The following is a 13,366-nucleotide window of genomic DNA, read 5'->3' as shown; positions in this document are numbered from 1 at the left end:
GGCGAAAAGCCTGAACAGGAAGACGCGAAGACAGGAAGATTTCTTGGGGGCATCAGAGAGTTCCCTGACGCTTGCAAGGCGTTGATCGTTTGGTCAACGCCCAAGCTGTAGAACCTTCCGATCTTCCAGTCTTCCTGTGAAAGGCTCTTGTCGTGGTGGATGATCAGGTGCGGTCCGTGCGTAGTTGGTCTGCCAGGCGGTGGACGGCGGCCAGCATGGCGGTGTCGGTGGGGTCCTCGGCGGTTTCCACCGCGGCCTTGAAGCCGAGTTCCCGCGCGATCTCGGCGATGCGCTCGCTGCCGACCACCAGCGGGGTCTTGCGCAGCCACATGCGGCCCAGCTTGCCGACCATCTCGTAGAGGTTGCGCAGGCCCTCGCCACTGGTGATGGTGATGATGTCGATTTGCCCGCGCGAGAAGGAATACATCAGTTCGCCGGTATCGCCCTCGGGGCGTCCGCGGCGGTAGGCCTCGGCAAAGGTCACCTCGGCGCCGCGTTCCTTCAGCGTGTCGCCCAGCAGCTCGCGCCCGCCGTCCCCGCGGAAGATCACCACGCGCTTGCCGGCCACGTCCTGCATGGCCTCCTGCGCCAACAGCGCCTCGCTGTCGAAACGCCGCGGGGGCAGGATATCCGCCGGGCGACCGAAGCCCTTCAGCTCCTGCGCGGTGCGGTTGCCGATGGCGGCGATCTGCGTGGTCGCGGGCCAGTCGCGTTCCGCCAGTGCCAGGTTGAGTACGCGCTGCACCGCGTTCGGGCTGATGAACACCGCGATGTCGAAGCGGTCCAGCCGCTCCAGGATCTCGCGCAGGTTGGTGGGGTCGCTGGGGGCCAGGATCTCCAGCACGGGGAAACGGATCACCGTTGCGGCCTCCGCCGCCAGCGCCTCGCAAAAGGGCTCGGCCTGGGCGGCCGGGCGGGTCACCAGGATGCCGAGGCCGGCCAGCGGACCCTGACCCTCGGTGGCCACGGCGTTCTCGTCTGCGGATGCGGTCATGCGTCTACCCCTTCGTGTCCTGGCCGTGTTCGCGGTGGGCGGCCGCGAGCAGTTCACCCGCCCCCAGTTCCAGCAGCATGTCCGCGAGGCGAATCCCCAGGGCTTCGGCCTCGCCGCGCGGCCCGTTTACCTGGCGGCGCAGCAGGCGGCTGCCATCCACCGCGCCCACCAGTCCGTCCAGGTGCAGCTGGTCACCGTCCAGCGTGGCATGGGCCGCCAGCGGCACCTGGCAGCCGCCCTCCAGACGGCGGTTGAAGGCGCGTTCGGCACGCACGCGGTCGGCGGTGTCGGGGTCGTTGAGAGGCGCAATCAGGTCGCCGATCGCGCGGTCGCCCGCGCGGCATTCGATGGCGATGGCCCCCTGGCCGACCGCCGGGAGGCTGACGTCCGGCTCCAGGCAGGAGCGGATGCGTTCGTCGAACCCGAGGCGCTTGAGCCCGGCCGCGGCCAGCAGGATCGCGTCGTACTCGCCGGCATCCAGCTTGCCCAGGCGCGTGTTCACGTTGCCGCGCAGGTCGCGTACCTCCAGGTCCGGCCGCCGGGCCCGCAGCTGGCACTGGCGGCGCAGGCTGGAGGAGCCCACCCGCGCACCTTGCGGCAGCTCGTCGACATGGGCGTAGCGGTTGGACACGAACGCATCATGCGGGTCTTCGCGGTCCAGGATCACGGGGAGTTCCAGCTGCTCCGGGAGCTCCATCGGCACGTCCTTCACCGAGTGCACCGCGATGTCGGCGCGGTCCTCCAACAGCGCGATCTCCAGCTCCTTCACGAACAGCCCCTTGCCGCCGATCCGGGCCAGCGGCGAGTCCAGCACGCGGTCGCCCTGGGTGGTCATGCCGACCAGTTCGACCGGGCGCTCGGGTTCGCGGGCGCGCAGGCGGGCGGCGACATGTTCCGCCTGCCACATGGCAAGCGGGCTCTTTCGGGTGGCGATGCGTACAGGCTTCATGGGTTGTCCGGGCGAGCCACGGCGCGGGCGGCCGGGCGTTCAAAACGCACTAGTATAACGATCATGGCGGTCGGCCCCGAATCCCGCGCGTTTCCCTGGCCTTGATCCGCCGGACGTCCGGGGCGGGCCAGGTAGTCAGGTGCCGTTGCGCAGGTACTCGCGCACCCGTGGGAGCTGGCGGCGGCTGATCGGCATCGGGTCCAGGTCGTCGTGGAACAACAGGCGGTTGTCGGTAGGTCCGAGGGTTTCGATCCCCTTGATCGACGCCTTCACCGCCAGGCAGCCGCGGTGCACCCGCAACAGCGCCGGGCCGTAGAGACTCTCCAGATCCCGCAGGCGGCCATCCACAAAACCCGCCAGGCGCGCGGAACGCGCCATCACGTAGCCGCCCTCGGCGATGAAGATATCGACCCGCTCCAGCGGGACGCGCTCCTCGCGCCGACCCACCGTGATATGCACCTCGTTGGGAAAGGTTTCGACCCGCCCCTGCTTCTGTTGCACCGCGCGCTGCAGCGCCTGTTCCAGCCGTTCGCGGCGTACCGGCTTCAGCACATAGTCGCGCACCCCCGCCTCGAAGGCCTCCAGCGGGAAGCGATCATGGGCGGTGACCAGGATCACGGTCAGCCCCGGGTCGGCGGCATGCAGGCGCCGCGCGAGCTCCAGCCCGGTTTCGCCGGGCATATCGATATCGAGCAGCAGGGCATCCGGCGTGTGCTCTCGCAGGCGCGTCTCGACCTCACCGGCGTGCGCGGCCTCTGCCACCACCCGATGCCCCAGCTCCCGGGCCAGGGCGCTCAGGCGCTGGCGGGCGATGGGTTCATCGTCGGCGACCAGCAAGTCCAGTGGGCGGTCGTTCATGGGGTTCCCTCCCGGGTCGCGAGGGGCAGCCGGATGCGGACCTCGAACGCCCCGTCGCCCCCGTCGGTTTCGAAGTGTACCCGTTCACCGAAGGCATGCTGCAGTCGCAGCCGCACGGCCTCGGTGCCGGTCCCGGTACCCTCGCCGCGGGCCTGCGCGTCCACGCTGTTGCCGAGGATCAGCGTCACCCGGCCCGAGTCCATGCGGCAGCGTACCCAGATGCGGCCCGCTCCGCGCGCTGGGGCGATCCCGTGCTGGATTGCGTTCTCCGCGAGCGGCTGCAGGAACAGCGTGGGCACCGGCACGTCCAGTCCGGCATGGTCGGGACAGTCCCAGTCCAGTTCCAGGCGCTCGCCGAAGCGGGTCTGCTCGATCCCGAGGAAGGCGCGGACCAGCTCCAGCTCCTCGCGCAGCGAGTGGCGGTCCCCGGTGGCGAAGGTGGCGCGGAACAGGTCCGCCAGATCCAGGGTGATCTGCTCCGCCCGTTCCGGGTCACTGCGGCACAGGCCGGCGATGGTGTTCATGCTGTTGTAGAGAAAGTGCGGGCGCAGGCGGGCGCGCATCGCCTGTTCGCGGGCCGCGGCTACGGCCCGGGTCTCGCGCTGCCAGGCCGCCTGCAGGTAGAGGTAGTGCATCGCCACCAGGCTGAGGATGGTCGCCACACCGATCACCGGCCAGCGCAGGGCCGGGTCGGCCAGCACCAGCTCCTCCGCCAGACGATAGACAATGGCCGTGTTGGCGATGGGCACCAGCGGCGGCAGCACGATCTGGGCGATCAGGGGGAGCCGGTGCAGCGGGCGCTTCAGGGCGCACAGGATCAGAAGGCTGGTCAGCGCCACCCAGAAGATGAACAGGGCGTGCAGCGCCAGGGCCGACAGCCAGTCCTGGCCGCCACCGCGCAGCAGGGCGATCGCCAGCGCCAGCAGCACGGCGACCATCAGCACCCGCAGCAGGGTCTCCGCGCTGCAGAAGTCCGGCAGCGGCGACAGCTCCCCGTTGGTCTGCCTGGCGGAGTCCCCCTGGGCCATGCGTCAGTTGCTCCCCTGGTACCGGGCCTCGTTCCGGGGACGTGGTCGTGCCATGTTCACCCCCCCTTTGTGCCCGTATACTTCCGTGTCTTTCCAAGTCCCTTCAGGAAGCACCATGACGCAGGATTCCCCGCACGACAAGCCAGCCGCCACACCCGCCGCCTCCGGCGAGGCCAAGCTGTGGGGCGGACGCTTCTCCGAGCCGACCGATGCCTTCGTCGAGCGCTTCACCGCCTCGGTGGCGTTCGACCGCCGTCTGTATCGCGAGGACATCCAGGGCTCCCAGGCCCATGCACGCATGCTGGCGAAGGTCGGGGTGCTGACCGACGACGAGGCCGCGCAGATCCTCGAAGGGCTGGACGCGATCCGCGACGAGATCGCCGCCGGTGCGTTCGACTGGCAGGTCGGGCGCGAGGACGTGCACATGAACATCGAGGCACGGCTGATCGAGCGCATCGGTGACGTCGGCAAGAAGCTGCACACCGGGCGCTCGCGCAATGACCAGATCGCCACCGACATCCGGCTGTGGCTGCGTGCGAGCATCGACGACATCCTGCGCCTGATCCGCGGCTACCAGGACGGTCTGGTCGCCCTGGCCGAACGCGAGGCGGAGACGGTGATGCCGGGCTTCACCCACCTGCAGACCGCGCAGCCGGTCACCTTCGGCCACCACATGCTGGCCTGGTACGAGATGCTGGAGCGCGATGCCGAGCGCCTGCGTGACGCGCGTCGTCGGGTGAACATCCTGCCGCTGGGCGCGGCCGCGCTGGCCGGTACGCCGTATCCGCTGGATCGCGAATACACGGCCGACTTGCTGGGCTTTGATGGCGTGACCCGCAACTCCCTGGACGCCGTCTCCGATCGTGATTTCGCCATCGAATTCACCGCGGCCGCGGCGACCCTGATGATGCACCTGTCGCGCCAGGCCGAGGAGCTGGTGCTGTGGACCAGCGCCCAGTTCGCCTTCATCGAGCTACCGGACCGCTACTGCACCGGTTCCTCGATCATGCCGCAGAAGAAGAACCCGGACGTGCCCGAGCTGGTGCGCGGAAAGACTGGCCGCGTCTATGGCCACCTGATGTCCCTGCTGACCCTGATGAAGAGCCAGCCGCTGGCCTACAACAAGGACAACCAGGAGGACAAGGAGCCTTTGTTCGACACCGTCGACACCCTGCTCGGGTCGCTGCGCGCCTTCGGCGACATGGTGCCGAACCTCGAGGTGCGGCGGGAGAATACCCTGGCCGCGACCCGCAAGGGCTTTGCCACCGCGACCGACCTGGCGGATTACCTGGTTGGTCGCGGCGTGGCCTTCCGCGACGCCCACGAGGTGGTCGGCCGGGCGGTGCGCATCGCCCAGGAACGCGGGGTGGATCTGGCGGAGCTGCCGCTGGCAGAGCTGCAGGCGATCAGCCCGGCGGTGGGCGAGGATGTCTTCGCGGTGCTGACGCCGGAGGGCTCGGCGGCGGCGCGCAACCTCACTGGGGGGACCGCCCCGGACCAGGTCCGCCGCCAAGCCGCAGCGGCGCGCGAACACCTGGCCGCGCTGGCCCGCGCGGATACCTGACGCAGAGGGCCTTGCCGGACGGACACGGGGAGAGCGCGACCCCGTTCGCCGCGAGCCTTACCTGCGATCCAGCGTGGACTCCAGCACTTCCCAGTGCACGTTGCCGTGGACGACCTCGTAGGCCAGCAGCAACTGGCCATGCGCGGAGTCACCCTCGAAGTTCGCCAGCACCCACTGGTGGTTGAGTATGTGGATGCCGTCGCGGCGGAAGGCGTATTCCTCGCCCGCCGGGGCCTCGTGGGGGATCAGGTCGGTCTGCGGCATCAGGTCGTCGGCCAGGCGCTCATTCGGGCGCACCATGCCGCGGCGTTGCAGGTCCTGGATGTGGGCGTTGGTCAGACCCAGTTCCACCGGGCGCGGCACTTCGTGGCGGGTGTACTGCTGCAGTTGCATCTGCGCCTGCAGCAGGTCGCGGTTGGCCTCCGACAGATCCTGTTCCAGGCCGTTGCCGCGGGCGATGTAGATCGCCAGCACGACCACGAAAAACAGCATGAAGCCGAGCCACACCAGGCGTTCGCTGGTCTTCAGGTTCTGCGGCTTGGGGTTGTCTTGTTCGGACACGGGGCTTGCCTCCGGGATGCATGCGGACGGCCGGTGGCCACGGGCCCCGGCCGGGGAATGAACGTGCGACCGCCGTGGGTTCCTGAACCGGGGTCGTTGCGACGCGCATGATAACCCCTGACACCGCAACCTGCCGAGCTGCCCCATGTCGGTCCACGACCCTGCACAATCTGACCTCCCCGAAACGGAACTGGAGTGGATCAACCGCTTCGCCCGGTTGCCGGAGGCCTTTTATGACCGGCCCGCCCCGGCCCCGTTTCCCGGCGCCAACTGCCTGGCCGCAAGTCCCGACATGTGCGATCGCCTGGACCTGGACCCGGCCGCGTTGGAGCGCGATCCGTGGTTGGGGGCCTGTACCCGGGGGAGCGAGCTGCCGGGCGCCGAACCCCTGGCATCGGTGTATGCCGGTCATCAGTTCGGAGTATTCGTGCCACAGTTGGGGGATGGTCGCGCCAAGCTGCTCGGCGAGATCCGCACGTCCCGGGGCGAGACCTGGGAACTGCAGGTCAAGGGGGCTGGACCAACCCGGTACTCGCGAGGGGCGGACGGTCGTGCGGTTGTCAGGTCCTCGGTGCGCGAGTACCTGGTCTCCGAGGCGATGGCGGCGCTGGGTGTGCCTACCACGCGGGCCGTGGCGCTGTTTGGTTCCAGTCTGCGGGTCTATCGCGAGCGTATCGAACCGGGGGCCATCGTGCTGCGGGCGGCGCCGTCTTTCATCCGCTTCGGCCATTTCGAGTACTTCCACTACAACGGCTACAGCGCGCGCCTGCAGGAGCTGATCGACTATGCCCTGGCGCACGACTATCCGGAGCTGGTGGATGCCGAAGATCCGGTGGCTGCGATGCTGGAGGCGGTGATTGGACGCACCGCGGAGATGATCGCGGACTGGCAGGCCATCGGGTTTTGTCACGGGGTGATGAACACCGACAACATGAGTCTGGCCGGGCTGACCATCGACTATGGTCCGTTCGCCTTCATGGATGCCTTCGACCCCGGCTACATCTGCAACCACACCGACCAGGGCGGGCGCTACGCCTTCGATCAGCAGCCGCAGATCGCGCAGTGGAACCTGATCCGCCTGGCCGAGACCCTGGTGATTTACTTCGCCGACCCTACCCGGGAGGCGGCGATCGAGCGCGCCAAGGCCTTGCTGGAGGATTTCCAGCCGCAGTACCGCCGTGCCTGGCTCGCGCGCATGCGGGCGAAACTCGGCCTGCAGGCGGCGCAGGAAGGCGACGAGGCCCTGATCCAGGACCTGCTGGCCCGCATGGCGGCCGAGGGCGTGGACTACACCCGCTTTTTCCGCCAGTTGCCGGATCTGGAGCAGGCGGAGACGCGCGCGCAGCTGGAATTGGAACTGGAGGATCGGGCCGCCTGGCAGGCATGGTGGTCGCGCTACCAGGCACGCCTGGCGCAGGAAGCCCGGGCGGCGGATGCGCGCCGGGCGGCGATGAACGCGGTCAACCCGAAGTACATCCTGCGCAACCACCTGGCGCAGGCCGCGATCGAGCGGGCCGAGGCCGGTGACCCCTCCGAGGTGCTGCGCCTGCAGCGGATTCTCGCCCGGCCGTTCGACGAGCAGCCCGAGTTCGAGGCCTATGCCGATCTGCCCCCGGCGTGGGCCAGCGGCATCCAGCTGAGTTGTTCGTCCTGACCGGACGGAATGCGTGCGGGGTGTGGAATGAATGCCCGAGCTTACCCGAGGATGCCGCGCAGGATGTAGAAGTAGACCACCGCGAGGATGGCCCCGGCCGGCAGGGTCACGATCCAGGACAGGAAGATCATCCGCACCAGCCCCAGGTTGATCGCGGCGATCCCGCGCGCCAGGCCCACCCCGAGGATCGCGCCGACCAGGGTGTGCGTGGTGGAGATCGGCAAGCCGGTGCCCGAGGCCAGCACCACGGTCGCCGCCGCCGCGGCCGTGGCCGCATAGCCACGACTGGGCGTGAGCTGGGTAATGCCGGTGCCGACGGTCGCGATGACCTTGTGGCCGTAGGTGAACAGGCCGAAGACGATCCCGAACCCGCCCAGCAGCAGCACCCACATCGGCACGACCGTCTCGGTGCTCACATCGCCGGTCTGGATCACGTCCACGACCGCGGCTAGCGGCCCCACCGCATTGGCGACGTCGTTGGAGCCCAGGGCGAAGGCCATCGCGCAGCCGGTCACCACCATCTGGACGCCGAACACCTTCTCGACATTGGCAAAATGGGAGCCCTCTTCGCCCACGCCCGTGGGGTCGTCGAAGCGCAGGCGGCGGATCGCCATCATCCCGAGCACGACCACCACCGCGCTGATCAGAATGGCGAAGCCATAGGCCTGCAGCGTCGTCAGATCCAGCCCGACATGGGTCAGCCCCTTGAACATCGTGACCAGGGCGGTGACGAAGGCCGTCAGGAAGATGTATAGCGGGGCCCAGCGCTTGGCGTTCTTCAGCGGATCGACGGTGTCCAGGATCAGGATCTGCACACTGCGGAACAGGGCAAACGCAATCATGCCGCCGACCATGGGCGAGACCACCCAGGACATCGCAATGGTCCCGACGCGCTCCCAGCGCACGACCTCGAAGCCCAGTCCGACCACGGCGAAACCGATGATGGCCCCGATGATCGAGTGGGTCGTGGAGACCGGCCAGCCGAAATAGGACGCGGCCAGGAGCCAGCTCCCGGCGGCCGCCAGCGCGGCCAGCATCCCGTACACGAGCAGTTCGGGGTTGTCCGCCATCAGGCTGGAGTCGACCATCCCGCTGCGGATGGTCTGGGTGACCTCGCCGCCGGCGAGCCAGGCCCCGGAGAATACGAAGATCGCGGCGACAAAGACCGCCTGGCGGATGGTCAGCGCGCGCGAGCCGACCGAGGTGCCCATCGCATTGGCGACGTCATTGGCGCCGATGCCCCAGGCCATGAACAGGCCGAAGATCACTGCAAGGCCGAGCAACAGGGTGCTGTATTCCATGCGGTCCTCGGTTCCTTACTTGGTATGGCCTGTTACTTCGCCAGCATCAGTTGCAGGCGGCTGCCTACACGCTGGGCCAGGTCGGCCAGCTCGCCGATCGAGTCGATCACGCGGTACATGAAGATCACGTTGACCGGGGGCAGTTCCGCCTCCTGGGCGAACAGGATCTCGCGCACCTCGCGCTGGGCCTCGTCGGATTCGTGCTCGATCTGGTCCAGCTCGGTGAGGATGCCGTTGACGACCTCGACCTCGTGGCCGCGGAAACCCGCCTCCACCAGTTCGTCCAGTTCGTTGATTGCCCGACCGGCCTGATCGACCGCATCCACGCTGCGGTCGAGGAAACGCTTGATCGGTTCCCGCATGTTGTCGGGGAACTGCATCTGGCGGCCCAGCATCAGCCCGGCGATGTCCTTCGCCATGTTGGCGATGCGATCCTGGATCAGCAGGGTATCCAGCACGTCGCGGCGCGACATCGCCAGCATCATGCCCTTGGGCAGGTGCAGCCGCAGGTCCTTCTTCAGGCGGTCGGCCTCGCGCTCCAGCTTCGCGATCTTGCGCTGCTGCTCGCGCGCGGTCTCCCAGTCATCGCGCGCCATGGCCTCCATGAACGGGGGGAGCTCGGCGATGCAGGCGCGGATCTTCTCCATGTGCGCCTGCAGCGGGCGCACCGGGGAACGGCCAAACAGCTCGAAGACGAAGTTCTTGGGGGACATGGCGGCGCGAAGGTTGTCACAAAGCCATAATCTAACGCAAAACACCGTGGCCCGCGCGGACTTGTTCGTGTCGAGGCCGCCGTTCTGCGCTAGACTCGTGGATCAGAGCTGGGGGTGCCCGCCGTGGATGCGGGCTGAGAGAGTCCCCTTGAACCTGAACCGGTTAACACCGGCGGAGGGAAGCTCGGTCAACGGTCTGCTGTACCCGGGGTCCCTGCCCCCGCGATCGCCCTGCCCGCGCTCCCTTCGCCTCACGCGACAGCAGAGGTCCGATCATGAGCGCCATCCCCGAGTCGTTTGCCCGCAAGACCGCCGAGGTCTCCGCGGAGGTCACCCGCCCGTTCCCGAACTCCGAGAAGCGTTACGTCGAGGGGTCGCGCGCGGACATCCGCGTGCCGTATCGCGAGGTCGCGCAGACGCCGACGATGACCTCCGGCACGCCCGAGGAGAACCCGCCGATCCCGGTGTACGACACCTCCGGCCCCTACACCGACCCCGAGGCGAGCATCGACCTGCACCGGGGCCTGGCGGACCTGCGCGGCCCGTGGATCGACGAACGCGCGGACACCGAGTGGCTGGACGGCCCGAGCTCGGAGTACGGCCGCGCCCGCGCCGCCGACCCGGAGCTGGCGCGCCTGCGCTTCGAGCACATCCGCCCGCCGCGCCGCGCGAAGGCCGGCGCGAACGTCTCGCAGATGCACTACGCCCGCCAGGGCATCATCACCCCGGAGATGGAGTTCGTCGCGATCCGCGAGAACAACCGCCTCGAGGCGCTGCGCGCCGACCCGCGCTACCAGAAGCTGCTGCGGCAGCACGCCGGCGAGTCGTTCGGCGCCTCCATCCCGGATGAAATCACCCCCGAGTTCGTGCGCGAGGAGATCGCCCGCGGCCGCGCGATCATCCCGGCCAACATCAACCACCCCGAGCTCGAGCCGATGATCATCGGCCGCAACTTCCGGGTGAAGGTGAACACCAACATCGGCAACTCCGCGGTTACCTCCTCGATCGAGGAGGAGGTGGAGAAGCTCGTGTGGTCCGCGCGCTGGGGTGGCGACACCCTGATGGACCTGTCCACCGGCAAGAACATCCACGAGACCCGCGAGTGGATCTTGCGCAACTCGCCGGTGCCGATCGGCACCGTGCCGATCTACCAGGCGCTGGAGAAGGTCGACGGCAAGCCCGAGGACCTGACCTGGGAGCTGTTCCGCGACACCCTGATCGAGCAGGCCGAGCAGGGCGTGGACTACTTCACCATCCACGCCGGCGTGCGCCTGCAGTACGTGCCGCTGACCGCCGACCGGGTGACCGGCATCGTCTCCCGCGGCGGCTCGATCATGGCCAAGTGGTGCCTGGCGCATCACCAGGAGAACTTCCTCTATACGCACTTCGACGAGATCTGCGAGATCATGAAGGCGTTCGATGTCTCCTTCTCGCTGGGCGACGGCCTGCGCCCCGGCTGTCTGGCCGACGCCAACGACGCCGCCCAGTTCGGCGAGCTGGAGACCCTGGGCGAGCTGACGCAGAAGGCCTGGGAACACGACGTGCAGGTGATGATCGAGGGCCCCGGCCACGTACCGCTGCAGAAGGTGAAGGAGAACGTCGACAAGGAACTGGAGGACTGCTTCGAGGCGCCGTTCTACACCCTCGGCCCGCTGGTGACCGACATCGCCCCGGCCTACGACCACATCACCTCCGGCATCGGCGCGGCCAACATCGGCTGGTACGGCACCGCGATGCTCTGCTACGTGACACCGAAGGAACACCTGGGCCTGCCCAACAAGCAGGACGTACGCGATGGCATCATCACCTACAAGATCGCCGCCCACGCCGCCGACCTGGCCAAGGGTTTCCCCGGCGCGCAGCTGCAGGACAACGCACTCAGCAAGGCGCGCTTCGAGTTCCGCTGGGAGGACCAGTTCAACCTGGCGCTGGACCCGGAGCGCGCCCGCGAATTCCACGACGAGACCCTGCCGAAGGAGGCGCACAAGGTCGCCCACTTCTGCTCCATGTGTGGGCCGAACTTCTGCTCGATGAAGATCACCCAGGACGTGCGCGACTACGCCGCGGCCCAGGGCCTCTCGGAGGACGAGGCCCTGAAGAAGGGCCTGCAGGAAAAGGCGGTCGAGTTCGTCGAGAAGGGCGCGAAGATCTACCGCGAGGTGTAGGCCAGCGGCGCTGGCCCGGGTGAGGCCGCGCTAGCGCACCTCGATGCGGTCGCGGCCGTTCTTCTTGGCCGCGTACAGGGCCTGGTCGGCACGGTCGAAGGTGTCGACCCGGCTCTCGCCCGGCCGGTATTCGGTCACGCCGAAGCTCGCGGTGCGCCGCCCGACCGTCTCGAAGTCGAAGGCATTGATACGGGCCTGCAGGTCACGGGCGACCCCCTGTGCCTGCGTGACGGGCGTCTGCGGTAGCAGCACGAAGAACTCCTCGCCCCCGATCCGGCCGATCGCATCCACCTCGCGCAGATTCTGGCGCAGCAGGTCCGCGAACTGTCGCAGCACGCGGTCACCGGCACTGTGCCCCCAGGTATCGTTCACCGCCTTGAAGTGGTCGATGTCCATCAGGATCACCGAGAACGGTTCGCCGTAGCGCTCGGTGCGGGCACGCTCCGCCTCGAACAGGCGCTCGATATGGGCCCGGTTCCACAGCGAGGTCAGCTCGTCGATCTGCGCTGCGCGCTCCAGCTGGCGTTGCTGCAGGAAGCTGTGCTTGCGTGCATGTTCCAGCATGAAGGCACTCAGCGCGCCGAAGGAAAAGGCGGCCAGCACCCACAGGAGATGCAGCTGGATCAGTTCGCCCTGCATGGGGTTGCGGAAGGCGGCGACAATCACCAGCGCCACGATGGCGGTGGCGGCCATCGTGGCCGGGCGCAGCGGCAGGCCCGATATCGCGAAGGTCCACATGATGCTGAGGTAGATCTCGGGGGCGAACACCAGGAACTGCGGCGACCCGGTATTCAGATAGAGACTGGCGCCGTTCGCGATCACCGGCGCCACCATCAGCAGGGCCCACATCGGCCGCTGCAGGGAGGCCCGCAGGCTCATCGCGGCCACCGCCAGCAGCAGGCCGGGCACCAGCAGCGCATGCGCGACCAGCCGTTCGCTGTGCAGGTCCGCCGCCACAGACTGTTCGACGGCGCTGAACAGGAGGTACATCAGGGCCGTCAGCAGCGCGACATAGCGGACCTGCGGGATACGCGCCTGGCGATGCCAGGCGTCGAACGCCTGTTGAACCGCGGTGTCTTCCCGGTGCAGCGGGTCCCAGGGGGCCCGTGGGCGCCTGGTGTTATCCAAGCCTTGACTCCTTTTCTGGCCCGAGCCCCGGGCGAGGGTACCTACATGGCGCCGCTCATGCCGCCCATACCCATCAGTCCGGCACCGATCCCGAAGATCATGCCCAGCACCATCAGGATCAGGTAGATCAGCAGCAGCACACCGAAGATCGTGAAGTAGATCCGCAGGCGCCCGAGCGCGTACTTGATCGCCTCGGGGTCGCCGCTTTCGTAGGCGCGCTGGGAGGCACCGGCGGCCTGCATCAGAACCACGCCGGCCCAGATCGGGATCCACGCGATGATGATGCCGATGATCGACAGCGCGGTGAGTACGCCGGAGATGATCAGCATGATGCCGATCAGCTGCATCCAGAACTTCCCGCGAACGAGTGGTTCGATCAGTGCGCGAAGGTCGGCCGTGCTGGTTGCGTCCTGTTCCATGTTCAGACTCCTTGTCGTGTTGGCTGGTCGTG

12 protein-coding genes and 1 riboswitch are annotated in these 13,366 nt (G+C 68.0%); of the genes, 3 read left to right on the top strand and 9 right to left on the bottom strand.

Annotation, left to right across the window (positions count from 1 at the left end; all coding sequences use genetic code 11):
- Positions 1-163: 163 nt before the first annotated feature.
- From D105_RS0109225 to D105_RS0109210, 4 genes are all read right to left on the bottom strand, one after another.
- Entirely contained in the window at positions 164-994 is an 831-nt protein-coding gene (locus D105_RS0109225; RefSeq protein ID WP_018867597.1) for a uroporphyrinogen-III synthase, read from the bottom strand.
- 4 nt (positions 995-998) lie between these two features.
- Positions 999-1,943, bottom strand: a complete 945-nt coding sequence (gene hemC / locus D105_RS0109220; protein ID WP_081619296.1) for a hydroxymethylbilane synthase — start codon at positions 1,941-1,943, stop codon at positions 999-1,001.
- A 135-nt stretch (positions 1,944-2,078) separates the two neighbouring features.
- Complete coding sequence (locus tag D105_RS0109215) at positions 2,079-2,801, bottom strand: LytTR family DNA-binding domain-containing protein (protein ID WP_018867595.1); 723 nt, start codon at positions 2,799-2,801, stop codon at positions 2,079-2,081.
- Positions 2,798-3,829: a sensor histidine kinase gene (locus tag D105_RS0109210; RefSeq protein WP_018867594.1), complete on the bottom strand. Its 1,032-nt coding sequence runs from the start codon at positions 3,827-3,829 to the stop codon at positions 2,798-2,800. The genes D105_RS0109215 and D105_RS0109210 overlap by 4 nt, the downstream gene beginning before the upstream one ends.
- A 115-nt stretch (positions 3,830-3,944) precedes the next feature.
- Between D105_RS0109210 and argH the strand changes: the two genes are divergently transcribed.
- Positions 3,945-5,393 carry an argininosuccinate lyase gene (gene argH / locus D105_RS0109205; RefSeq protein ID WP_018876803.1) on the top strand — a complete coding sequence of 483 codons (1,449 nt, stop codon included), beginning with the start codon at positions 3,945-3,947 and terminating at the stop codon, positions 5,391-5,393.
- Between the two features lie 57 nt (positions 5,394-5,450).
- Here argH and D105_RS0109200 read toward each other — a convergent pair whose 3' ends face one another.
- Complete coding sequence (locus D105_RS0109200) at positions 5,451-5,954, bottom strand: hypothetical protein (protein WP_018878231.1); 504 nt, start codon at positions 5,952-5,954, stop codon at positions 5,451-5,453.
- Between the two features lie 145 nt (positions 5,955-6,099).
- Here D105_RS0109200 and D105_RS0109195 point away from each other — a divergent pair, with 145 nt between their 5' ends.
- Positions 6,100-7,608 carry a YdiU family protein gene (locus D105_RS0109195; RefSeq protein ID WP_018878230.1) on the top strand — a complete coding sequence of 503 codons (1,509 nt, stop codon included), beginning with the start codon at positions 6,100-6,102 and terminating at the stop codon, positions 7,606-7,608.
- 41 nt (positions 7,609-7,649) lie between these two features.
- On the opposite strand, the gene D105_RS0109190 is transcribed toward D105_RS0109195, so the two are convergent.
- Together D105_RS0109190 and D105_RS0109185 are read right to left on the bottom strand one after the other, a co-directional pair.
- On the bottom strand, positions 7,650-8,909 hold the full coding sequence (locus tag D105_RS0109190) for an inorganic phosphate transporter (RefSeq protein ID WP_018878229.1): 1,260 nt from the start codon (positions 8,907-8,909) through the stop codon (positions 7,650-7,652).
- Positions 8,910-8,941: 32 nt separating this feature from the next.
- Positions 8,942-9,622 (bottom strand): TIGR00153 family protein, encoded by a 681-nt coding sequence (locus D105_RS0109185; RefSeq protein WP_018867589.1) that lies wholly within the window; start codon positions 9,620-9,622, stop codon positions 8,942-8,944.
- A gap of 100 nt (positions 9,623-9,722) precedes the next feature.
- Positions 9,723-9,820: riboswitch (TPP riboswitch) on the top strand.
- 77 nt (positions 9,821-9,897) lie between these two features.
- On the opposite strand from D105_RS0109185, the gene thiC reads away from it, so the two are divergent.
- Positions 9,898-11,787: a phosphomethylpyrimidine synthase ThiC gene (gene thiC / locus D105_RS0109180; RefSeq protein WP_018878228.1), complete on the top strand. Its 1,890-nt coding sequence runs from the start codon at positions 9,898-9,900 to the stop codon at positions 11,785-11,787.
- A 30-nt stretch (positions 11,788-11,817) separates the two neighbouring features.
- On the opposite strand, the gene D105_RS0109175 is transcribed toward thiC, so the two are convergent.
- Positions 11,818-12,915, bottom strand: a complete 1,098-nt coding sequence (locus D105_RS0109175) for a diguanylate cyclase (protein ID WP_018878227.1) — start codon at positions 12,913-12,915, stop codon at positions 11,818-11,820.
- Positions 12,916-12,956: 41 nt separating this feature from the next.
- Positions 12,957-13,334, bottom strand: a complete 378-nt coding sequence (locus D105_RS0109170) for a DUF5362 family protein (RefSeq protein WP_018876807.1) — start codon at positions 13,332-13,334, stop codon at positions 12,957-12,959.
- Positions 13,335-13,366 lie beyond the last annotated feature (32 nt).

The sequence above is a fragment of the Thioalkalivibrio sp. ALE28 genome (assembly GCF_000377425.1).
Taxonomy (GTDB): domain Bacteria; phylum Pseudomonadota; class Gammaproteobacteria; order Ectothiorhodospirales; family Ectothiorhodospiraceae; genus Thioalkalivibrio.
The sequence above is the reverse complement of the archived record's forward strand: the minus strand, read 5'-3'. Positions and strand labels throughout refer to the sequence as shown.

Bases quoted from the DNA above. Each gene is read 5' to 3' on its own strand.
- D105_RS0109225 (WP_018867597.1), bottom strand. From the start codon at position 994: ATGACCGCATCCGCAGACGAGAACGCCGTGGCCACCGAGGGTCAGGGT.
- hemC (WP_081619296.1), bottom strand. From the start codon at position 1,943: ATGAAGCCTGTACGCATCGCCACCCGAAAGAGCCCGCTTGCCATGTGG.
- D105_RS0109215 (WP_018867595.1), bottom strand. From the start codon at position 2,801: ATGAACGACCGCCCACTGGACTTGCTGGTCGCCGACGATGAACCCATC.
- D105_RS0109210 (WP_018867594.1), bottom strand. From the start codon at position 3,829: ATGGCCCAGGGGGACTCCGCCAGGCAGACCAACGGGGAGCTGTCGCCG.
- argH (WP_018876803.1), top strand. From the start codon at position 3,945: ATGACGCAGGATTCCCCGCACGACAAGCCAGCCGCCACACCCGCCGCC.
- D105_RS0109195 (WP_018878230.1), top strand. From the start codon at position 6,100: ATGTCGGTCCACGACCCTGCACAATCTGACCTCCCCGAAACGGAACTG.
- D105_RS0109190 (WP_018878229.1), bottom strand. From the start codon at position 8,909: ATGGAATACAGCACCCTGTTGCTCGGCCTTGCAGTGATCTTCGGCCTG.
- D105_RS0109185 (WP_018867589.1), bottom strand. From the start codon at position 9,622: ATGTCCCCCAAGAACTTCGTCTTCGAGCTGTTTGGCCGTTCCCCGGTG.
- thiC (WP_018878228.1), top strand. From the start codon at position 9,898: ATGAGCGCCATCCCCGAGTCGTTTGCCCGCAAGACCGCCGAGGTCTCC.
- D105_RS0109170 (WP_018876807.1), bottom strand. From the start codon at position 13,334: ATGGAACAGGACGCAACCAGCACGGCCGACCTTCGCGCACTGATCGAA.